Consider the following 22,390-nt stretch of genomic DNA (forward strand, 5'->3'; position numbering starts at 1 on the left):
ACTAGGCTTACTCCTTTACTTCATCCAGCAAGGCTTCATTTAATTTGACTTTCGCCTTACTGCGCCATTGATTGAAGAGACTTTGCATTGCAGACTCACCACCCACTTGCGCCAGCTGCATCGTCAATTGCTGCTGTTTCTGTGGCCGCTCTTTTTGAGCCTGTTCAGTTGGCGTAACGACAGATTCAATGCGCAGAATACGGTAACCTTGACCAGGAAGGGCAATACCCTTGTAAGCGGGCAGTTGTTTTTGGTCTGCCTGAAAAATCGCTTTCAAACTAGCCGCATCATAGCCAGCAGGCTGCTCGCGACTCACTGTTTTCGGTGTTGAAAAATTCACCCCCGCAACCGCGCCAGTCTCTTGAAGTGATTTAAGCGCCTTAGCACCGGCCGCCTCAGCCTCCTGCTGCGCGCCATCCTGAGTTAATTTTGTACGAATGGAAGAGGCAACCTCAACCAGCGGTCGAGTCGTTGCAGCACGGTGTTGCAACACGCGCCCCGTAATCATAGCCCCCGCGCCCACTTCAACGGGCTCGATAATTTTCTTAGATTTAATCGACTCTTCACTGAAAATTGCCTGCAAGAATTTGGGTTGATAGACCGCTAACTTTGCTTCACCAGTAGTCTGCCGCGTTAAACCTTGTAGTTTCTGCACGGGTAACTTCATTTGCTGCGCGATGAGGGCAAAATTCTCTGGATGCTTAAACACCAGCTCATTCAATTGATCGACAAACTCAGCAAATTTCTTCACGGCTTGCTGCTTGCGTAGCTCAGCAACAAGAGCGTCTTTTACCTCTGCCAGCGGTTTTGACTGCCCAGGTTTGATCGCTGTCAGTTGAATGATGTGAAAACCATATTCTGTTTCGATCAAATCACTGATCTGACCCTCTTTCATGGCAAATACTGCTTGATCAAACGCCGGGACCATCGCGCCGCGACCAAAGAAGCTCAAATCACCACCTTGAGTTTTAGAGCCGGGATCATCAGAATATTGTTTGGCCAGATCCGCAAACCGTGCCGGTTGACGTCGGACTTCGGCCAAGACACTGAGCGCCTTCGTCTTTGCCTCGGCTTTTTGCGTGGCACTCGCCGACTTCTCGGCTTGGATCAAAATATGGCTGGCCCGGCGTTGCTCAGGAGTCGCATACTGACGCTTATTTTGCTCATAAAATGCCGCCACGTCCGCGTCGCTGACTGTAATTAAATTCGCTACGGCAGCCTCGTCCAACACAAGGTACTCAATATCTGCTTGCTCTTCGACCTTGAATTGAGCGACATTAGCATCGTAGTAAGCTTTAATCTTTGGCTCATCAATGGTAACTTTCGATAAAAAGCTGCTTGCAGGCAAGACCCACTCCCGCACCGAACGTTGCTGCGATAGGGTATCGTATAAATGATTGGCAACAGCGGTTGGCACAAAGTCGGTGCTCGTTATAGCTATGGGTAAAAGCTGCGCACCGAGGCTGGCACGTAACCGCGCTTCAAACATCGGCTCACTCATGCCCCGCGCAGCCAGCAACTCCTTGTAGCGCTTCGCATCAAATTTACCATCCGCGCCACGGAACTGCGGCTGGGCCGCCAGCCAATCGTAAACCTGTTGATCTGATGCTGCCAAGAGCGCTTTATTTTGATAGTTAAGCTGCAACTGCTCGCGCACCATTTGATCCGCCATGGCTTTACGCAAAGCCGGGGTATTGAACAGCGACACATCCATGTTGCCACCGAAGCGGTTCCGCAACTCGTCCAGGCGATTCCGCAACGCCTCATCAAACTCTGCCTTGGTGATGCTTTTGCCGTCGATCGTGGCTAAATTCTGCGCTCCTTCATTCATGCGTGCGAAGCCCTCTAAACCAAACATGACAAACGGCGGAAAAATCAATACAAGCAAAATTAAATACATCAAGCGGGGACGCTTACGAATCGCTTCTAACATGCCTCTGTCCAATATGAATGAAGATTTACAATTACAGGACGATTATCCTGCCAAAGCCTGAGAGTATACCTAGCAATAACCTTATAACCAATCGCACCGCGCCTCTGTAAGGAGACGTAAAGACAAATCGATACGAATGAGCCACGAATATCTGCTAGAAGCGCAACTAAAAGCGACCATAAAGCAGCCACCTCAGACGAGTACAAATAAAAAAAAAGCCACCATGACGGTAGCTTGCTGACTAATTTGGCGGAGCGGACGGGGCTCGAACCCGCGACCCCCGGCGTGACAGGCCGGTATTCTAACCAACTGAACTACCGCTCCGCAGCGGTGTGACAATAAAGCATGTGGTGGGTGCTAACGGGATCGAACCGCTGACCTACGCCTTGTAAGGGCGCCGCTCTACCAGCTGAGCTAAGCACCCATGCTTATCTACAACAGCCAGCTATTATAGCCGATGTTTTTACTGCTTGTCTAGCCCCAAACAGACATTCGTAATCATAAGAATGCCTAGTGCTTAACTTCATCGACGACCACCGGGGGAGCGCTAGACGCGGCCGGAAGCAGCGCTGGTTCGCTTGCTTCTGGGAGCGGGACTGGCGCGGTTTCGAGTGCAACTTCTAACACCCGATCAATCCATTTCACTGGAATAATCTCAATTTGGTTTTTGACATTGTCGGGGATCTCAGTCAAGTCTTTCACATTGTCTTCGGGAATGAGCGCAACTTTAATCCCACCTCGATGCGCCGCCAATAATTTTTCCTTCAACCCGCCAATCGCCAATACCTCGCCACGCAAGGTAATCTCCCCAGTCATCGCCACATCGCTACGCACAGGAATACCCGCCAGTACCGAGACAATCGCTGTTGTCATGGCAATCCCGGCACTCGGGCCATCTTTCGGCGTTGCCCCTTCTGGCACATGAATGTGTAAATCTCGTTTTTCATAAAAATCATCAGGAATACCCAGCGCCCGCGAGCGCTTACGAACGACCGTCAAGGCAGCCTTAATCGATTCTTGCATCACATCGCCCAGCTTACCGGTCGTAATCGTCTTACCTTTACCTTGCACCGCGACGGCTTCAATGGTTAGCAACTCACCGCCTACCTCAGTCCAGGCCAAGCCAGTGACCTGACCAATCTGATTCTCCGCTTCGGCAACACCAAACTTGAATTTACGGACCCCCAAGAATTTGTCTAAATTGCGCGCCGTCACCTGGGTTTTTGTCTCTTGCTTTTTCAACAAATGCAGTTTGACAACTTTGCGGCAAATTTTTGAAATTTCTCGATCCAAAGAACGCACCCCTGCTTCTCGCGTGTAATAGCGGATGACATCACGAATCGCACTTTCGGCCACGACCAGCTCGGTTTTCTTGACGCCATTGACTTTCATTTGCTTCGGTAACAAATAGCGCAGCGCAATGTTGACCTTTTCGTCTTCGGTGTAACCGGAAAGGCGAATCACTTCCATCCTGTCTAATAAAGCCGGAGGAATGTTGAAGGAATTCGACGTTGCCACAAACATTACATCCGACAAGTCAAAATCAACCTCGACATAATGATCGGCGAACGTGTGATTTTGCTCTGGGTCAAGCACCTCTAGCAGAGCCGAAGCGGGATCACCGCGAAAATCCATCCCCATTTTATCGACTTCATCCAGTAAAAACAGGGGATTACGAACCCCGACTTTACTGAGACTCTGCAGGACTTTACCGGGCATCGAGCCGATATATGTGCGCCGATGACCGCGAATTTCAGCCTCATCACGCACGCCACCCAGCGCCATCCGCACAAATTTACGGCCGGTCGCCCGAGCAATCGACTGCCCTAATGAGGTTTTACCGACGCCTGGTGGCCCAACAAGACATAAAATAGGGGCCTTGACCTTATCAACGCGCTGCTGAACCGCAAGGTATTCCAGAATACGCTCTTTAACCTTATCTAAGCCGAAATGGTCCTCATCCAGCACCTTCTCCGCCGATTTAAGGTCATTGATAATTTTGCTCTTTTTCTTCCAAGGCAATCCAGTGAGCACATCCAGATAGTTGCGTACGACGGTCGCCTCGGCTGACATTGGCGACATTAGTTTCAGTTTTTTAAGCTCGGCATCGGCTTTGTCTTTGGCCTCTTTCGGCATACGCGCAGCTTTGATCTTGCGCTCGATTTCTTCGATGTCGGCCCCTTCTTCACCCTCACCCAGCTCTTTCTGAATCGCCTTCACCTGCTCGTTCAGATAGTACTCACGCTGACTCTTTTCCATTTGGCGCTTGACTCGACCACGAATCCGTTTCTCAACCTGCAGAATGTCGATTTCGGTTTCGAGCTGACTTAAGAGATGTTCCAGACGCTTAGCGACATCTAGCATCTCTAAAACCTCTTGCTTCTGTTCTATTTTGAGCGGCAGATGTGCTGCAATCGTGTCTGCCAGGCGCCCTGCTTCATCAATGCCGGTCAACGACGTTAAAATTTCTGGCGGGATTTTTTTATTTAACTTCACATACTGATCAAACTGGCTCACAACCGCGCGGCGCAGTGCCTCAATCTCGGCAGCCTCATCCAAATTCATTTGAACCGGAATCAGGGTTGCGACGAAATGGCTCTCTTGCTCTTCGACGGCTTGAATATGTGCGCGCTGACTACCTTCAACCAAAACCTTAACGGTTCCATCCGGTAATTTAAGCATCTGTAGAATATTGGCAATGCACCCCACCGCGAAAACATCATGGGGACCTGGCTCATCTTTGGCGGCGGATTTTTGGGCAACGAGCAGAATACTTTTGCCACTTTCCATCGCGTTTTCAAGAGCTTTTATAGACTTAGGCCGGCCCACAAAGAGTGGGATAACCATGTGCGGGAATACAACCACATCCCGCAGCGGCAGCATTGGAAGATCGATTTTCTCTTCTGGGAGCAATTTTACGCTAGACATATTTAGCACCGTTTGGTTAATCCAACGTTACAGTTGGGGACACATGATCGAAACTCAAGTGAGCGTAGAAACAAAAAGGCCGCTCATGCAATGTAGCACATGAACAGCCTTCGATATGCCTAAATTGATGGATAAAACCCTGCTTTAGTTGGAGCCGACCGCTTTTGCTTTCTCTTCGTAAATCAACAAAGGCTTGGCATCCGCACTGATCGTCGTTTCATCAATGACGACTTTCTGAACCCCTTCCAGGCTGGGTAATTCATACATCGTATCCAACAAGGCATGCTCTAAAATTGAGCGCAGCCCACGGGCGCCAGTCTTACGCTTGAGCGCTTTAGCGGCCACCGCCTTAAGCGCAGCAGGGCGCAATTCAAGCTCAACGCCTTCCATTGCAAACAACTTTTGGTATTGCTTGACTAAGGCATTTTTCGGTTCAGTCAAGATCTGCACTAAAGCAGCGTCATTCAACTCATCCAACGTCGCAACCACTGGCAGCCGCCCTACCAATTCGGGAATAAGACCAAACTTAATCAGGTCTTCAGGCTCCACATCTTGAAAGAGCTGCCCAACATCGCGTTCGCTAGGCGCACGCACCTCGGCCCCGAAGCCGATACCGGTTTTTTCGGTACGATTACGGATAACTTTTTCCAAGCCATCAAATGCCCCACCACATATAAACAGAATATTCGTGGTGTCCACTTGAACAAAGTCTTGATTAGGATGCTTGCGCCCCCCCTGTGGCGGAACAGCGGCAACCGTGCCTTCAATCAGCTTTAGCAAAGCTTGCTGTACGCCTTCTCCGGACACATCGCGCGTGATCGAGGGGTTATCTGATTTACGCGTAATCTTGTCGATTTCATCAATATACACAATCCCACGCTGGGCTTTTTCGATGTCGTAATTACAATTCTGTAGTAATTTTTGAATAATATTTTCGACATCCTCGCCCACATAACCAGCCTCCGTTAATGTGGTGGCGTCAGCAATCACAAAGGGCACATTGAGCAAACGTGCAAGCGTTTGAGCCAGCAAAGTTTTACCTGAGCCGGTTGGGCCTATTAGCAAAATATTACTTTTTGATAGCTCTATTTCATCCTGTTTACCCAAATGCTGCAGGCGCTTGTAATGATTGTAAACAGCCACAGATAAGTTGCGCTTAGCCGTCACTTGACCAATCACATATTGATCTAAGATCCCATAAATCTCAGCAGGCACAGGCAATGCCGCTTTCTGCGCTTGCTCTGGGCTAGTGGCAGCTTCATCGCGGATAATGTCATTACAAAGATCAATGCACTCATCACAAATGAAGACCGACGGCCCGGCGATGAGCTTACGCACTTCATGCTGACTTTTGCCACAAAACGAGCAATACAATAATTTTTCGCTACTGCTTTTCTTTTCTGACATATTGCTCTCCTACGCCACTGCAAACTTTATACGTTTACCACTCAAAATACTTTTCGCTTTACGCTGCCACATCAGCGCGACGGGTAAGCACTTTATCAATAAGCCCATATGATGCCGCTTCAGCGGCCGACAAGAAATTGTCTCGATCAGTATCCTTCGCGATTTTCTCAATGGGCTGGCCAGTTTGTTGCGCCAAAATACTATTCAAACGCTCACGCAAATACAAAATCTCCTTTGCATGGATTTCAATATCCGATGCTTGCCCTTGCACCCCCCCTAGTGGCTGATGGATCATAATCCGAGAGTTAGGCAGGGAATAACGTTTGTCTTTTGCGCCGGCTGCCAGTAAAAAGGCACCCATACTGGCGGCCAAACCTGTGCATAGAGTACTCACATCCGGCTTGATGAACTGCATCGTATCAAAGATGGCTAAACCCGCAGACACCGATCCACCAGGCGAGTTAATGTACAGATAAATGTCTTTCTCAGGGTTTTCTGATTCCAAAAAGAGAAGCTGAGCAACAACCAAATTAGCCATTTGATCATTGATAGGCCCAACCAAGAAAATCACGCGCTCTTTCAATAGCCGTGAATAAATATCATAAGCACGTTCGCCACGGCCAGATTGCTCAATAACCATCGGCACGTAGCCCAATAATTGCGCCTCTTGGGCACCCAAGCTAGGGTTACGTCCACTTCCTACGAATGAAAAATCAGCCATACCTACCTCACGAAACTACGCCATCAGATATTGAAAAGGTTGCGTTATCCCTCGTCTACTGGACAACGTCACTTTGTTTAAATTGTGCGTCACAACCAAGTCACAATACACCCGTGAGGCTCAAGCCTCAAGGCCCCAGAAAGCAATTGTGCCCCGCAGGGCACAATCGTTATTCATACACAACAATCAGCGCGGTATCACTGCTGTTGCTGCGCCATAATCTCATCAAAGCTGAGTGTCTTTTGGGTTACTGTTGCGCGAGCAAGCACAAAGTCAACCACATTATCTTCCAGCACGACCGCCCGAACGTTATCCAGGCGACGGAGATCGTTGTAATACCAACGCACAACTTCTTCTGGTTTTTCATAGCTTTGGGCAAACTCTTCAACCCGCGCTTTGATCTGCTCAGGATTTGCTTCCAATTTTTCGCGCTTGACCAACTCAGCAACGATGAGACCCAAGCGGACGCTTTTCTCTGCTTGGGGCTTGAAGATATCAGCAGGAATCGTCATATCAGCTTTTCCACCGCGCTGTTGAAACTGGGCTTTCATTTCCTCAGCCATACGCTCTGCTTCTTGCTGAATAAGTGCCTTGGGGATATCGAGCTCGGCAGCCCCACTCAGCGCCTCCATAACGGCATTTTTATTGCGCTGAGAAAGGCGATGATTAATTTCTCGCTGCAAATTTGCCCGCACATCTTGACGTAAATCCTCAACGGCACCGGAGGCAATCCCCAGCGACTGCACAAAAGCCTGATCTAGCGCTGGCAACTCAGCGCCTTGTACCTGCTTGACCGTAATCTCGAAAACAGCTGTTTTACCCGCGACTTCTTTGCCATGATAGTCTTCAGGGAAACTCACATTTACAGACTTAATCTCGCCTGCGCGAGCACCCAATACCCCAGTTTCAAAGTCGGCCAACATTTGTTTTTGACCAATTACGAAATCAAAGTCTTGCGCAGCGCCACCTGCGAACTCGACGCCCTCAATCTTGCCAACAAAATCAATGGTGACCTTATCACCATCAGCAGCGGCACGCTCAACCAGGGTATAGGTAGCACGTTGCTTGCGCATCACGTCGATAGTTTGATCGACCTCCGCATCACCCACATTGACAACCGACTTTTCAATTGCCAAGGTACCCAGATCACCTAATTTAATCTCGGGGTAGACTTCAAAGGTCGCTGTAAATTGTAATGTTTCAGGCAACGCTTGGCTGTCCGCTGGGGGATTCACGGGTTCAATGCTTGGCAAACCAGCGACACGGAGTTGGTTTTGCTGCACCGCCTCGCTGAAAGCCCGACCAAGTTGTTCGTTCAGAATCTCGTTTTCAACTTGTGGGCCGTAGCTCTGCTCGACCATCTTAAGGGGCACTTTACCAGGACGAAAACCGGGCATTTTGACGGTACGAGCCAGTTTTTTTAGCCGACCATCAATTGCTTGCCGTACATTGACAGAAGGCAGCGTTAATTGAATACGGCGCTCTAGTGAGCTTAGAGTTTCGATTGAAGCAGACATGGATAACCTCTGAAAAGGCAAACAGAGCGTGGTCTGATATGCAGCCAGACCGACACAAACACGAAAAATAAAGTGGTCCAATAAACCATTTGAACGGCTATTTCGACCAAAAATTTGGTGCGAGAGGGGGGACTCGAACCCCCACACCATTGCTGGCGTCAGGACCTAAACCTGGTGCGTCTACCAATTTCGCCACCCTCGCAAGTGGAACGTCTCTACTGAACCTGACCAGACAGCACTGACCATCACTGCCTAGTAAGTCGATCCAATCAAGCCTGTCATTATAACGTATTCATAAGGGCTATCCAATCCTAATCGAGCAGATTCGTGGACGCTGCTTATGCTTGACCGTACAGGGCAAGAAACCAGTGCGGTTGATGCATGGGGCGACTATTGCACGGGTCGTTTAACCCGATAACAGGCCGCATAAAGCGCAGGTAAAAAGAATAGGGTGAGTACCGTGGCCACGATTAGCCCACCCATGATGGCGATTGCCATCGGCCCCCAAAACACACTCCGCGATAGCGGAATCATCGCTAACACGGCCGCTGCCGCCGTTAACATGATGGGCCGGTAACGTCTTACAGCCGCTTCAACAATCGCCTGCCAGGCATCCACACCCGCTTTGATGTCGTGCTCAATTTGGTCAATCAAAATAACTGAGTTACGAATGATCATTCCTAGCAGTGCAATTACCCCAAGCTGCGCGACAAAACCAAAGGGTGCCCGCATAATCAATAGCATCATTGCAGCCCCGATAAAGCCGAGAGGCCCCGTAATAAACACCAACAACGTACGGCCAAAACTCTGCAGCTGCAACATGAGCAGCGTCAACACAATAAAAATCATCAAAGGCACGTTCGCAGCGATCGATTTGCCTGCTGTCGCACTCTCCTCCAGCGCCCCGGCAATTTCAATGCGGTACCCTGCCCCCAATTGCTGCCGTAATTGAGCTAACTGAGGGTCGATCTGCAGCGTCACGGTTGGACCTTGAATCCCATCGCGGACATCGGCATTAATTGTGATTGCATAGTCGCGGTTATAGCGCCAAATCACCCCTGGCTCCCAGGCAAACGCCGGGCGAACGAGTTGGCTCAGCGGGATAGATTTCCCCTCACCGATCGCCAGATTAATATTATTCAGCGCATCAATTTGGGCCCGTTCAGACTGCGGCGCTCGAATGGCAATTTCAATCAACCGATCACCCTGACGAAACTGCCCGATTGTGTAGCCTGCGGTTACCGCTTGCAACGCGCTAGCAATCTGCTGTGAGTTGATCCCCAGCACGCTCGCACGCTCTTGGTCAACCTGAAACCGCAGGACCTTAATCGCCTCATTCCAGTTATCGTTAACGCCTAGTGTGTGCGGGTTTTTCGCCACAATTGCTTTTACTTGGTCAGCAATTTGCCTAACCTGTTCGATTTCTGGGCCAGTCACGCGGAATTGAACGGGATAAGGGACAGGCGGCCCATTCGGTAAAAAGCGGGCCCGCCCCCGTACGGCGGGAAAATCTTGCGCAAATAAATCTGTAATTTTTTGTCGTAACCGATTACGCGCGGGCAAATCGTGCGGCAAAACAATGAGCTGAGCTAGGTTACTCTGGTTGAATTGCTGGTCCATCGGCAAGTAAAAACGGGGAGCGCCGACACCAACAAAGGTAGCAAAGCTCTCCACCTCAGGTTGCTGCGCCAGCCATGCCTCAAAACGTTTCGCCTCTGCTTCACTCGCCTGATAACTGCTCCCTTCCGGTAACCACATATCCACCATTAATTCGGGGCGGCTAGAATCGGGAAAAAACTGTTGCTCGACATATCGGAAGCCTAGCCCCCCTAGAAGCAAGGCTGCCAGCGTTAATCCAATCACGGTTTTGCGATGCCAGACACACCAAGCCACCGCGCGTCTGAATCGCTCATAAAACGGGGTTGCAAATAATGCTTCATGAGCATGGGCGGCATGCGGCTTGGTCTTGAGGAGCAAATATCCTAGATAGGGCGTAAAGATGACTGCCGCAACCCATGAAATCAATAGCGCAATCGTGGTCACTGCAAAAATTGAAAAGGTGTACTCGCCCGCAGTTGACTTGGCCAGACCAACCGGTAAAAAGCCGGCTGCGGTGATCAACGTTCCGGTTAGCATGGGAAATGCGGTCGAAGTATACGCATAGGTTGCGGCATCAAAACGCGATAAGCCCTCTTCCATCTTACGTACCATCATTTCAACCGCGATAATGGCATCATCAACCAAGAGACCTAGGGCAATAATCAGCGCGCCCAAGGAAATCTTATGGAGGTTGATGGCGAAAAGTTGCATGCATAAAAAGGTAATCGCCAGTACCAATGGAATCGTGAGGGCGACTACTAAGCCAGGATAAGGATCCAAGCGCCATGGCTTAGTATGTAAGCCCAAGCTGATAAAACTGACCACCAGAACAACCGCTACCGCTTCAATCAGCACCCGAACAAACTCACTCACCGAGCGCTTGACCGCTTGCGGCTGATCTTGTACGCGATGAATCTGAATCCCAACAGGTAAACCTGATTCAATCCGCAGACGCGCCTGCTCTAAAGCCTGCCCCAAGGCGATTATGTCGCCCCCCTTCACCATCGAAACGCCAAGACCGATGACTTCTTGCGCAGGAACGGCTACTGCCTGAGTACCTCCTGTGTTTGGGCCTGTCCCATAACGCATTTTACTGAGCGGTGGATCAACATATCCTTTTTCGATACGTGCCACATCGCCTAATTTGAAACTGCGCCCATTAACCCTGAGCACTAACTGAGCCAGGTCGCTGAGCGACTCAAATGAGCCCGTCACACGGATAAAAATATTATCTTGCGGCGTCGGTAAAACACCTGCTGGCTCGATCGCATTCGTCGCATTCAGTAAGTTAGAGAGTTGAGAGACAGTCAAACCAAGCTTGGCCAATTTCGCCTGTGATACTTCTAACCAGATTTTTTCATCTTGCACCCCAAAGAGGTCGACTTTTGCGACATCTGGCAAGCGTAGGAGTTCCTGTCGCGCCCGCTCGACATAAGCCTTTAGCTCTTGGTAACTAAACCCGTCTGCGGTAAAAGCAAAAATACTGCCGAAGGTGTCCCCAAACTCATCCAAAAAAACGGGGCCCTGAATTCCTGCAGGCAAGGTATGGCGAATATCGCCAATTTTCTTGCGTACCTGATACCAGCTGTTTGCTACTTCTTTAGGGGGCGTAGATTGCTGCAAATCGAGCAAGATCAGCGTCTCACCAGGTTTAGCGTAACTGGTGATTTTGTTAATGTAAGGCGTTTCTTGAAGCTTTTTTTCCAGCTTATCGACCAGATGCTCGCTGATTTGTTGCGCACTCGCGCCAGGCCAAAAAACTCGAAGCGCCATAATGCGAAACGTAAACGGCGGATCCTCATCCTGCCCTAACTGGCCGTAACTCCATACGCCGCCGATCAAGAGCGCGACCATCAAATAACGAACCAGGGCAGTATGCTCTAAGGCCCAACGAGAGAGATTGATTGAACGCAGCATAGCGATTGCAGTCGAGAAATTAATTGAGAGAGACCACGCGAGTGGACGTTACATTCTTATCACTTGGGAACGCTAGAGAGGCGCTTCACGACTTGTCCGTCTCGCAACAGATGAGCACCGGCAATCACGATTTCGGTACCCGCAGCAAGCTCCCCGGCCGCCAATGCAGCGGCATTCCCGCGCCAGCCGACCACCCCAACCTGCTTTGCCTTAACTTGGTGTTTAGCTGAGTCATAAATGAAAACAGTAGCGCGATTCTCACTATCTTTGACTATGGCACTAAGCGGAACAACCCACTCAGTCGCCCGCGGCGCAATTTCCCCATGTCGAACGCGGGCCGACATACCCCAGCGCCATTCCTCTGGCGCACTCGTTACCGCAATTTTGACGGTAAAGGTGCGGCTCGCCGGATCAGCCAAAGCGGCCAGTTCACGGACTTTACCTGGATACCACCCTGACTTAACTTCACTGTCCGCTAAAGCCACTTCTACCCCCTGCCCCACTGACCAGCGTGACAGCTGCTGCTCAGGAACGGCGATATGTACATCAAGCGCCGATTCCGCACGATTCACACCGACGCGCACAATCGATTGACCTGCGGCGACCACTTGACCTGGTTCCGCATCGATTGCAGTGACCACGCCGGCCACATCACTGCGCAAGGTGGCATAAGCAAGCTGGTTTTGCTGCTGCTGCAACTGTGCCTGGGCTTGCAAATCGCGCTCATGAGCCAAATCGAAGGTCGTTTTGCGTCGCTGCCATTCCGCTTGGCTGATGAAGTTTTGATCGCGCAACTCGGTATATCGCTGCAAATCTGCCTGGGCCAGCTGTCGTTCGGACTGGGCGCTGCGGGCTTGCGCTTGGGCTGTTTGCAGCGCCAGCTTTAAATCTTGGCTATCAAGCTCAGCCACGACTTGCCCGGGCTTGACCGCCTGGCCAGCCTCTACCAGACGTTTGGCTAACTTGCCGCCCACGCGAAAGCCCAGCCTACTCTCTAACCGTGGTCGCAATTCCCCAGCCATTTCTGTCGCGACTGGATTACTCCCCCCCTGGGTCTGTTGCCCCAAAATCAGCGTTCTCACTGGACGATCCGCCGGTGGCGGTGGCACAGCACGGTCACAGCCGACCAGCGAGCCAAGCAGCAGCATCCCTATGAGGCTGTAGCCTATAAATCTTGCGCCAGTGCCAGCCCGGCTTGCTCGATGACCTTGCGTCACCGCGCTGGAATAAGGGGGAAGGCCAATGCGAATAGGTACAAAAAATGTCAACATAGGTCGCCAAAAATAAATGACTGAATAGTCAGTTATTTTATTCAAGTCTCGCTGATCCGTAAAGCAATAAGTGCGCGGCACTATTGCACAATTTAACAACAACTGAAGAAAATCCAAGCTCACCGCCTCATGATAGGGAGACGTGAAAAGCCATTAGAATGGAAAGGTTTCATTTTTTGCTGGACGACTTCCCCGTAATGACCGCGCCTACCACAACCCCCTCCGTAATCAAGGCCTACAGCCGACATTATGAGAATTTTCCGGTTGCATCCATTTTGCTGCCACGGGCTTATCGGCAGGCAATACGGGCCATCTATGCGTTTGCGCGCAGCGCCGATGACATTGCCGATGAGGGAAATGACACAGCAGAGCAGCGCCTTAGCAAGCTCAAGCAGTATGAGTGGAGCCTAGACTGTCTGCGCCAAGAGCGGCCACAAGCGGTTCCGGCAGAACTACAGCCCATATTTAGCCCCTTATTTGACGCAGTTCAGCGTTATCAGTTACCTCTTAACCTCTTGGCTGATTTGCTGGATGCATTCAAACAGGATGTCACCACAACGCGGTACGCCACCTATACCGATTTATTGGATTACTGTCGCCGCTCAGCCAATCCAATTGGCCGACTCTTACTGCACTTGTACCAGGTGGCAACCCCAGATACTTTGCAAAAAAGCGACGCCATTTGCACGGCACTCCAACTGATTAACTTCTGGCAAGATGTCGCGATAGACTGGCAAAAGTCGCGAATCTATCTACCGCAAGCCGACATGCGCGCTTTTGGTGTGGAAGAATGGGATATTGGCGAACAGCGAGCCCACAGTAATTGGTACAAATTAATGTGGTTTGAAGTGAAACGAACCCGAGCACTGCTGCTGAGCGGAGCAGAATTAACCCAACAACTGCCGGGCCGCGCTGGCTTTGAACTGCGACTGGTGATCTTGGGAGGACTGACTATTTTGAAGCGGCTGGAACAAGAAGCAGACGTGTTTCGACATCGCCCCCGCTTACGTAAATCAGATTGGCTGGGCTTGTGCTGGCGTGCCTGTCGCTGGTCACGCCCGCTCTCTGCCTAAGGGACTCCTTTTGCGCTAACCATTCCCAGCATACAACCAAGGCACCATGACTCCAGACGAATATTGTCAGCATAAAGCGGCCCAAAGTGGGTCGAGTTTCTATTATGCGTTTCTTTTTTTGCCCTCCGCGCAGCGGCGGGCGATTACTGCCTTGTATGCGTATTGTCGCGAGGTCGATGATGTTGTCGATGAGTGTCAGGACCCCAGTGTTGCGCAAACCAAGCTTACCTGGTGGGAAAAGCAAATTCATCAGCTCTATGACAGCCTTGACACCGAAAAACCGATCGCCACTCACCCTGTGCTGCAAGCCCTTGCGCCACATATCCTGAGCTATCAAATCGAACGCCGTTACTTGTTGGATATTTTGCAGGGGATGAGAATGGATCTTGAGCAATCTCGTTACCTGGATTTCAAACAACTGGAAAAATATTGCTATCACGTCGCGGGTGCAGTGGGTATTTTGGCAGCCCGTATTTTTGGCCAAGAATCCCCAGCGACGGCTGCTTATGCGACTCAGCTTGGTCAAGCACTACAACTCACCAATATTTTGCGTGATGTGGGCGAAGATGCCAGAAAAGGCAGAATTTATTTGCCGATTGAAGATTTACAGCGTTTTAATGTCAAAGCACATGATATTTTGAGCGGTCAATACAATGATAATTTTCGTGCGTTGATGCAGTTTGAATACACGCGCGCTCAGCAAGCGTATGTCTCCGCACTGCAGGCGCTGCCAAACGAAGCACGACGTGCGCAGCGGCCTGGCTTAATCATGGCGGCGGTCTATCACACGCTGCTTCAAGAACTCGCCGATAGTGACTTTCAGGTTTTACACCAGCGCATCAGCCTGACGCCGATTCGCAAACTTTGGCTCGCTTGGAGCACCTGGGTCTGGCGCTGGCGTCACATCAACTTTCAATAAGCAGTAAAGATGCAAGAGTCGATTGCCATTGTCGGTGCGGGCTGGGCTGGCTGTACGGCGGCCTATAGGCTGGCGCAAGCAGGCTACCGCGTTACCCTCTATGATGCCGCAGCGCAACCTGGAGGGCGGGCACGCACATGGCACTGGGAGAACCAAGAAGCCTTCATGCTCGATAACGGCCAACATCTGCTGATTGGGGCTTACCATGCCACACTGAGCCTACTTGCCGAACTGGGAACCCTGACACAACTGCAGCGCAGCCCCTTTCGCTTTTGCTATGTTGACGGTTATGGCTTTAAGCCGCCCGCCTGGGTAGAAGGCTCCCCCATCAAGGCTTACCTACCACCGTCGTTACAACTCTTGATCGCATGGCTTAATGGCACGCAATCCAGCACTGAAAAATGGGCACTCGTGCGTTTTTTTTGCTACGCGCTCGGTTGCCGCTGGCAGGCACCTGATGGCCAATCAGTGATTCAGCTCATGCGTCAGTACCGGCAACCTGCCAATCTGGTTGATCGCCTATGGCGACCACTCTGTGTTGCGGCCCTCAATACCCCGATTGAGCTTGCCAGTGCCCGCGTCTTTCTGGCTGTATTACATGACACTTTTTTTGGGCCGGCTGGTCTGGCGAACGACCTACCGCCCGCAACCCGAATGATCAAGCGGGAAAAATGTCACCCCACCGATTACCTGCTACCCAAATGCAGTTTGGGCGAATTGCTTCCTGAACCAATCTGCGCTTGGTTAACGCAGCAGCAACACGACGTATTTCTTGGCGAATTGGTCACGGCAGTTCGCCCTCTTTCTGGGAATGCGCCAGGCGTTTCTGTCCAAACAAGGCAGCACATCTTTCAACACCGTGCTTGTGTCATCGCTACCCGCTGGCAGCAGTTAACACAGATACTGCCGCCCGCCATTCTGACAGCGCAGCAACACCAAACCAGCGCGCAGCCCGCCCAACCGATTACAACCGTCTATCTGCGCTATCCATCGCACTACCGCCTGCCAGCACCGATTCAAGCGCTTCGAGAAAATACTGACAATCCTGGCCAATGGGTGATTGATAAAGGCCAACTTGATCCCAAATTAGCAGGCCTCTTTGCTGTCGTCATCAGCACTCAGACTGAGATTAAGCTGACGCAGACAAACTTGGTAGGTGCCGTATGCCTGCAATTGCAGCGCGAATTCAGTCATCTACAATTGCCCTCACAAGCGCTGGATTATCAGTTGATTCAAGAAAAGCGCGCGACCTTCCAATGCGATACCGCACGCGTCACTCCCTCACCCAACACCCTGCACCCGGCCATTTGGCTGTGCGGCGATTACTTATTAGCGCGTTATCCAGCAACACTAGAAAGTGCCGTTCGCAGCGGTAACGCAGTTGCGAAGGCCATCATAGAAAGATTCACTGGCTAGCAGTGCGCCGTGAAAAGTATGCCGTTACCATTCCATACAGCCCTACAACGTCGCGTAATTGCTGCAGTTTATCGCCGCCATACGCTGAATTGCGGCAAATTACCTTGCCAGTAGCAGCGCGACGGGGGGTTTTTCTTTAAGATTAGTAAGAATTTGATAGCAGATAAAAAACTGTTGCGGGATTAAGTGCACTAAGACTACATGCACCCTGCATCCATCCGGGGTAGAGACAAGCAGCATGCCGCACCATACTATTTTGCATACATGGCTTTACCATATCAACAGCACAGGCTGGGCTTATTCAAAGGCGAAAACGCGATTGCTGCGTCCGCTGGCTTGCCTGTTTGCCTGTGTTGCAGCGACTCATGCTCAAGCGCTCACAGTCGGCCCGTTAAATGTTCGCTCACAACTCGGGCAAACATTTCGGGGCTCAATAAACATCACCTTGCAAGCAGGCGAACAACTGCCTGCCAATTGCGTTCGAATCCTCAGTAACAGCGCCCGCGCTGATGATATACCAGGCTTGCTCGGCGGAAGAACCTCCTTGGAAGCCAATGCTAACGGCGCTCAGATTTGGATTACCTCTGCCCAACGAATCGATGAACCTGCCCTGCGCCTGAGACTACAAATTGGCTGCGACAACCCGGTTCAACGTGAATACATCGTTTTACTCGATCCCCCTAGCGATAAAGCCTCGGCTGAAGAGTCATCAACAGCGACACTCGCCCCTACAAATACAACCCCGCCGGGAGCACCGCTTGAAAGCATTACAAATGCCCCTACGCCTCGGCCCTCAAGCCGCCGCCAACCCAAGTCGAATGACATTCCCACTGAAAAAATGGTCGCGGCTCCTGCTGTCGATCAGCCTCAAGACGCGACAACCCCAGTAGCGGACAGCAAAGCAAGTCGCCAGGCCACCAAAAAAACCAGCGTATCGCCCCCCTCAGAGAAAGCTATTTCTCCTTTGCTCGAACCAGGTGTCCTGCCACCTAGCAAACAAAAAATTCTTCCTGCACCGCGCCAAAGCAAAACAAAAGAACCGCTCGTGAGCGGTGACAAGCTCCAATTGCTGGCTCCCGATATTGATGGTTTTTTGCCTGAGATTACCCGCACAACTGGGCTGCGATTGGCTGGAACGCTTCAACTCAATGCCGATGGCCTGATTTCCCCGCCCAGTCTAACCCCAGAGAAATTAGAGGAAATCCGTCGCGAGCAACGTAAGCTAGCCGCATTTTTACGTGACGAGGATCTCTTAGCGCAATCACTGAAAAATGAAACTGAGCTAAAAGAAAAAATTGCGCAGCTTGATAAGCAGCTCAATGACGTGCGCACTGCACAAGCAACCACCCAAAGTAAATCTGGCGACATAACCGCTTTGTTCCTGTTTGGTGGGGCCGCTTTCCTAGGTTTTGGGTTGGTCATTTGGTTACTGTATCGGCTGCGTCAAGCACATCAGCATAAATTAAGTGAACCGTGGTGGGACGCGCAAGTAACTCAAGCCAGTACGCATGCCCCTGACCTCGACGAATGGCAACATACAGGCACAGATGCAAGACCAATCATCGGGGCATTTGTGCCGCCAGCGGGCCCTACGCAGGGTCAACATGTCGATACCAACATCCTCACGCTTGAACGCGCATCACAAGCCCAGCAAGATCCGGTCACGAACAGTCCGTGGTCAGCCTCGTTACCCTTAGATATTCCAACGCATGGCCCCTTACCCTCATTTGATGTCAGCATTGAGGAACTGCCAGACAGCAATCTAAACAAGCCAGGGCTAGGATCAACATTTAATCTTGAAAATGCTACGCCTCATGCAGAGGCCATTGACACACATGAGAGCACTCCAGTGTCACCTAAACTGGATGATGCCTGGGCGCAAGCCGACTCGCGACTTGAACTGGCACTGGATGAACCACTCATTCCTGTCTCGAATGCCGGTCAAACAATTACACCTTTGGCACCCGACTTAACGCTGCCGGATGGGCAGCCCGAGTTGACGATCCCCAGCAGCCTACTCAAAAACCCGCAACCAAGCAGCGCACTGAGCACAGCGGAAAAAACCAATAAAGCAGTAGAAAACCTCGATAAGCTCCTGACCCTGAGTCCTTATAAAATCACCCTGGCTGCGGTCACCATGGCCTATGTAGACAACTACAGTGAGCAGCGAATCAGCTATGCACAAGCTAAAAAAGCACAAGAAACCCTGAGCACCTGTGCGGGCTTACTGGAAGAAAGTGAGAAGTTAACGGGTCAAGGAGAAATTGATCAGGCGATCAGCCTATTGCGCCATCAAGTGCATGAAAACAAAAGTCTACCGGCCGCCCCTTGGCTAGCCCTGTTCGACCTATACAGACAGGCAGATCGCCAATCTGTCTATGAGTCCCTAATGATTGTCTTCGAGCGGCGCTTTGGTCGCAGCATGCCCGATTGGGCAACCTATGATAGCCAAGCCTTTCAAATCGGCTTGGATGAAATGCCCGAGCTGATGGATAAAATCTGGCAGCATTGGGGCACACCAAGCGGCATGCTATTTTTGCAAAGCCTATGCGATAACCAACAAGCTCCCGATGAGGTATTTTTCAATCGCTCACTCGCACGTGATGCGCTTAACTTAGCAAAAATATTACCTTTACAGGGCGAAGAGTAGCGTCATCCACAATCCAGCGTCGCTAACAGCACAACGCCAAGACTGGCTTTTAACCAGCCTTGGCGCAGATTCACTACTTTAGGTTCAATTCGCTTGGATGGCTTTGAGTAGGTCAATCAGCACAGGCAATGCTCACTCCCGTAGCAGGTTTGCAACTTGGGTGACACCAGAACGCGGCACCGGACTGTCTTGCCACAGTATGCATGTCCTTATCACCACGGCCAGATAAGTTAACCAAAATGATTTGGTCACGCGCCAAGGTAGGCGCTAATTTTATAGCTTGTGCAATCGCATGACTGGATTCAAGCGCAGGAATAATGCCTTCGATCCGACAACAATCATGAAACGCCTGCAACGCCTCAGAGTCGGTAATAGCAACATACGCTGCACGACCACTGTCTTTCAAATAAGCATGCTCGGGGCCCACACCCGGATAATCCAAGCCCGCAGAGACGGAATGGGTTTCTACAATCTGCCCATTTGCATCTTGCAACAAGTAAGTCCGATTCCCATGTAAGACCCCAGGTGATCCAGCACATAAGGCGGCCGCATGATGCCCGGTTTCAATCCCTTCACCCGCCGCTTCTACCCCAATCAGTTTCACCTCCTCGTAGCCGAGATACGGATAGAAGATCCCCATCGCATTCGACCCCCCCCCAACACAGGCCAATACATAATCAGGCTGACGACCAGCCCGACCCAGCATCTGTGCAATACACTCTTCCCCAATGACGCTCTGGAAATCACGAACCAACATGGGATAAGGGTGAGGCCCGGCAACGGTGCCAATGATATAAAAAGTATGATCAACATGCGTGACCCAATCGCGCATCGCTTCATTTAATGCGTCTTTCAGCGTACGCGAGCCAGAATGCACAGGGACCACTTTAGCCCCCAGAAGATTCATTCGAAATACATTTTGTGCTTGGCGGGCCACGTCCTCTGCCCCCATGTAAACGACGCACTCCATGCCGTAGCGAGCAGCCACAGTAGCAGACGCGACGCCATGCTGTCCGGCCCCAGTTTCAGCAATCACCCGGGGTTTCCCCATCCGCTTGGCGAGTAGCGCCTGACCAATCGTGTTGTTTACTTTATGGGCGCCCGTGTGATTCAGATCTTCTCGCTTAAAATAAATCTGCGCCCCGCCTAACATCTCACTCCAACGCTTCGCATGATAAATGGGGCTTGGACGGCCGACAAAATGCGCTAACTCATCTTTAAATTCGGCGATAAATGCAGGGTCTTTACGATAATGCTCATAAGCATCACGCAACTCATCCAATGCCTGCATCAAGGTTTCGGAAACGAACACGCCGCCATATGGGCCAAAATGGCCCTTTGCATCTGGTAAATCGTATTTCATGAATGTCTTTCTCATGCCGTTTATTGCTCTGCCTGCCGGACAGCGGCAACAAACTGCTGAATCAGTTGATGGTCTTTGATGCCTTTCGCGGACTCAACGCCGCTAGAGACATCTACTGCATAAGGACGAACCTGTTTAATGGCGGTAGCCACGTTTTGTACGTTCAAGCCACCACTCAAAACGGCCTGAGGCGCGAGTTTTTCTGGAATAAGAGACCAATCGAAGACCTTTCCACCACCGCCATAACCTGTCACATGGGCATCCAGTAGGAGCGCTTGAGCGGCGGTATATTGAGCTTGGTATTCTAACAAATCTAGCTCAGGCTGCACCCGTGCCGCTCGAATAAAGGGGCGTTGTACGGCTTGGGCAATCGCCATACAGTCGGCGGGGCTTTCATCACCATGAAATTGCAAGAGCTGTAAGGGTACCTGCGCACACACTGCTGCCACCTCGGCGACACTGGCGTTCACAAACAAGCCGACCGTCATCACAAAGGGCGGAATCTCACGCACCAGTGCCGCTGCCTCGGCTGCAGTGACGTAACGCGGGCTTTTTTCATAAAACACAAAGCCCAAGGCGTCAGCGCCTACCGCGACTGCCGCCGCGATATCGTTCGCACGGGTCAGCCCACAGATTTTGATACGGGTTCGCTGCGGCCGAAAAGCAACCGAAGTGGAGGAAACAGATAACACAGTATCAGTCTTCATTGGATATCAGGATAAAAACGAAAAGGAGATTGGGCTGCATCCGGCAGACCAAAGGCAACAGGATATTGTACCTGTGTCAGATATAAACCATCCGGCGCAAAGGTAGGTGCGGCCAAGCAGCGTTGACGACATGCCAATACCTCTCTCAACCAAGCGGGTGACTGCCGACCATTGCCAACATAAATCAAACTGCCAACAAGGTTGCGCACCATATGGTGTAAAAAGGCATCCGCCTGCAAGCTAAAGCACAAAATTTGCGTACTGCGGATTGCTTGAACACCATCCTTAGCCTGAGCGCGGCCAACGGCCTCTGGCCGAAAAGTACTAATTCGTAACTCTTTTAGGGTACGTACCGGCGACTTCGCCTGGCACTGTGAAGACCGAAAAGCACTGAAGTCATGCGTGCCCAACAAACTCGTCGCAGCTGCCTGCATCCCCGCGATATCCAGTGGCTCGTGATACCATGCCATCCGCCCGTGCCAGTGCGGCAGACGGACTGGATCAGTGTACAACCAATATTCGTAACGCCGTGCCGTGGCAGAAAAGCGGGCATTGAACTCACTCGCCACGGGCTGCGCCCAGCGCACCGCAATACTGGGGGGCAAAAACGCATTGACACCACGGATCCAAGCATGGGCCGGACGGTTACACGCAACATCGGGAATGTCAAAACTCACGACTTGCGCCGTGGCATGCACCCCAGCATCGGTTCGTCCGGCGCAGATCGTGGGGATACACGTATCATCGCCGACAAACTGGCGGAGTGCCCGCTCTAAGGTATCCTGTACCGTCAGTCCACTCGGCTGAGTTTGCCAGCCCTGCCAAGGCTGGCCATCGTATTCGATACCTAGCGCTATTCGCATAGTTGTTTCACAAACAAAAGGCCAGCTCGGGTTACCAAGCTGGCCTGATACGTCAAGTCAAAGTAAGAACAAAGGCGATCTTACTGAATGCAAGTGCAGCGGTTAG

Annotated in this window: 14 protein-coding genes and 3 tRNA genes; 4 read left to right on the forward strand and 13 right to left on the reverse strand. The window is 51.2% G+C overall.

Going from position 1 to position 22,390, the window contains the following annotated elements:
- Window positions 1–7: 7 nt before the first annotated feature.
- From DU000_RS03660 to DU000_RS03705, 10 genes are all read right to left on the reverse strand, one after another.
- Complete coding sequence (locus DU000_RS03660; RefSeq protein ID WP_114401957.1) at window positions 8–1,933, reverse strand: SurA N-terminal domain-containing protein; 1,926 nt, start codon at window positions 1,931–1,933, stop codon at window positions 8–10.
- Window positions 1,934–2,180: 247 nt separating this feature from the next.
- Window positions 2,181–2,257, reverse strand: a tRNA-Asp gene (locus DU000_RS03665).
- A 24-nt stretch (window positions 2,258–2,281) separates the two neighbouring features.
- Window positions 2,282–2,357: transfer RNA gene (locus tag DU000_RS03670), tRNA-Val, on the reverse strand.
- A gap of 86 nt (window positions 2,358–2,443) precedes the next feature.
- Window positions 2,444–4,861 carry an endopeptidase La gene (lon, locus tag DU000_RS03675; protein WP_114401958.1) on the reverse strand — a complete coding sequence of 806 codons (2,418 nt, stop codon included), beginning with the start codon at window positions 4,859–4,861 and terminating at the stop codon, window positions 2,444–2,446.
- 144 nt (window positions 4,862–5,005) lie between these two features.
- Window positions 5,006–6,268: an ATP-dependent Clp protease ATP-binding subunit ClpX gene (gene clpX / locus DU000_RS03680; RefSeq protein WP_114401959.1), complete on the reverse strand. Its 1,263-nt coding sequence runs from the start codon at window positions 6,266–6,268 to the stop codon at window positions 5,006–5,008.
- A 58-nt stretch (window positions 6,269–6,326) separates the two neighbouring features.
- Window positions 6,327–6,989 carry an ATP-dependent Clp endopeptidase proteolytic subunit ClpP gene (gene clpP, locus DU000_RS03685; protein ID WP_114401960.1) on the reverse strand — a complete coding sequence of 221 codons (663 nt, stop codon included), beginning with the start codon at window positions 6,987–6,989 and terminating at the stop codon, window positions 6,327–6,329.
- 197 nt (window positions 6,990–7,186) lie between these two features.
- Entirely contained in the window at window positions 7,187–8,506 is a 1,320-nt protein-coding gene (gene tig, locus DU000_RS03690) for a trigger factor (protein WP_114401961.1), read from the reverse strand.
- Window positions 8,507–8,621: 115 nt separating this feature from the next.
- Window positions 8,622–8,708, reverse strand: a tRNA-Leu gene (locus DU000_RS03695).
- Between the two features lie 188 nt (window positions 8,709–8,896).
- Window positions 8,897–12,022, reverse strand: a complete 3,126-nt coding sequence (locus DU000_RS03700; RefSeq protein WP_114401962.1) for an efflux RND transporter permease subunit — start codon at window positions 12,020–12,022, stop codon at window positions 8,897–8,899.
- A 59-nt stretch (window positions 12,023–12,081) separates the two neighbouring features.
- The gene (locus DU000_RS03705) at window positions 12,082–13,293 is read right to left on the reverse strand and encodes an efflux RND transporter periplasmic adaptor subunit (protein WP_114401963.1); all 1,212 of its coding nucleotides are present in this window, start codon (window positions 13,291–13,293) and stop codon (window positions 12,082–12,084) included.
- A 197-nt stretch (window positions 13,294–13,490) separates the two neighbouring features.
- Between DU000_RS03705 and hpnC the strand changes: the two genes are divergently transcribed.
- The 4 genes from hpnC (at window position 13,491) to DU000_RS03725 (ending at window position 19,351) form a co-directional block, all read left to right on the forward strand.
- A complete protein-coding gene (gene hpnC, locus DU000_RS03710) occupies window positions 13,491–14,366 on the forward strand; it encodes a squalene synthase HpnC (RefSeq protein WP_114401964.1) in 876 nt (291 codons plus the stop codon).
- Between the two features lie 46 nt (window positions 14,367–14,412).
- Window positions 14,413–15,285 (forward strand): presqualene diphosphate synthase HpnD, encoded by an 873-nt coding sequence (gene hpnD, locus DU000_RS03715; RefSeq protein ID WP_114401965.1) that lies wholly within the window; start codon window positions 14,413–14,415, stop codon window positions 15,283–15,285.
- A gap of 9 nt (window positions 15,286–15,294) precedes the next feature.
- Window positions 15,295–16,701: a hydroxysqualene dehydroxylase HpnE gene (hpnE, locus tag DU000_RS03720; protein WP_114401966.1), complete on the forward strand. Its 1,407-nt coding sequence runs from the start codon at window positions 15,295–15,297 to the stop codon at window positions 16,699–16,701.
- Between the two features lie 238 nt (window positions 16,702–16,939).
- A complete protein-coding gene (locus tag DU000_RS03725) occupies window positions 16,940–19,351 on the forward strand; it encodes a FimV/HubP-related protein (RefSeq protein ID WP_114401967.1) in 2,412 nt (803 codons plus the stop codon).
- A gap of 112 nt (window positions 19,352–19,463) precedes the next feature.
- Here DU000_RS03725 and trpB read toward each other — a convergent pair whose 3' ends face one another.
- From trpB to truA, 3 genes are read right to left on the reverse strand one after another with little or no spacing between them, the layout of a single operon-like run.
- Window positions 19,464–20,714: a tryptophan synthase subunit beta gene (trpB, locus tag DU000_RS03730; RefSeq protein ID WP_114401968.1), complete on the reverse strand. Its 1,251-nt coding sequence runs from the start codon at window positions 20,712–20,714 to the stop codon at window positions 19,464–19,466.
- Window positions 20,715–20,734: 20 nt separating this feature from the next.
- Window positions 20,735–21,421: a phosphoribosylanthranilate isomerase gene (locus DU000_RS03735; protein ID WP_114401969.1), complete on the reverse strand. Its 687-nt coding sequence runs from the start codon at window positions 21,419–21,421 to the stop codon at window positions 20,735–20,737.
- Window positions 21,418–22,284, reverse strand: a complete 867-nt coding sequence (truA, locus tag DU000_RS03740; RefSeq protein ID WP_114401970.1) for a tRNA pseudouridine(38-40) synthase TruA — start codon at window positions 22,282–22,284, stop codon at window positions 21,418–21,420. The genes DU000_RS03735 and truA overlap by 4 nt, the downstream gene beginning before the upstream one ends.
- Window positions 22,285–22,390 lie beyond the last annotated feature (106 nt).

Source organism: Parvibium lacunae (assembly GCF_003335215.1).
Taxonomy (GTDB): domain Bacteria; phylum Pseudomonadota; class Gammaproteobacteria; order Burkholderiales; family Burkholderiaceae_D; genus Parvibium; species Parvibium lacunae.

Bases quoted from the DNA above. Each gene is read 5' to 3' on its own strand.
- DU000_RS03725 (WP_114401967.1), top strand. From the start codon at position 16,940: ATGCCGCACCATACTATTTTGCATACATGGCTTTACCATATCAACAGC.
- clpX (WP_114401959.1), bottom strand. From the start codon at position 6,268: ATGTCAGAAAAGAAAAGCAGTAGCGAAAAATTATTGTATTGCTCGTTT.
- trpB (WP_114401968.1), bottom strand. From the start codon at position 20,714: ATGAAATACGATTTACCAGATGCAAAGGGCCATTTTGGCCCATATGGC.
- DU000_RS03735 (WP_114401969.1), bottom strand. From the start codon at position 21,421: ATGAAGACTGATACTGTGTTATCTGTTTCCTCCACTTCGGTTGCTTTT.
- clpP (WP_114401960.1), bottom strand. From the start codon at position 6,989: ATGGCTGATTTTTCATTCGTAGGAAGTGGACGTAACCCTAGCTTGGGT.
- hpnE (WP_114401966.1), top strand. From the start codon at position 15,295: ATGCAAGAGTCGATTGCCATTGTCGGTGCGGGCTGGGCTGGCTGTACG.
- hpnC (WP_114401964.1), top strand. From the start codon at position 13,491: ATGACCGCGCCTACCACAACCCCCTCCGTAATCAAGGCCTACAGCCGA.
- lon (WP_114401958.1), bottom strand. From the start codon at position 4,861: ATGTCTAGCGTAAAATTGCTCCCAGAAGAGAAAATCGATCTTCCAATG.
- DU000_RS03705 (WP_114401963.1), bottom strand. From the start codon at position 13,293: ATGTTGACATTTTTTGTACCTATTCGCATTGGCCTTCCCCCTTATTCC.
- truA (WP_114401970.1), bottom strand. From the start codon at position 22,284: ATGCGAATAGCGCTAGGTATCGAATACGATGGCCAGCCTTGGCAGGGC.
- tig (WP_114401961.1), bottom strand. From the start codon at position 8,506: ATGTCTGCTTCAATCGAAACTCTAAGCTCACTAGAGCGCCGTATTCAA.
- DU000_RS03660 (WP_114401957.1), bottom strand. From the start codon at position 1,933: ATGTTAGAAGCGATTCGTAAGCGTCCCCGCTTGATGTATTTAATTTTG.
- hpnD (WP_114401965.1), top strand. From the start codon at position 14,413: ATGACTCCAGACGAATATTGTCAGCATAAAGCGGCCCAAAGTGGGTCG.
- DU000_RS03700 (WP_114401962.1), bottom strand. From the start codon at position 12,022: ATGCTGCGTTCAATCAATCTCTCTCGTTGGGCCTTAGAGCATACTGCC.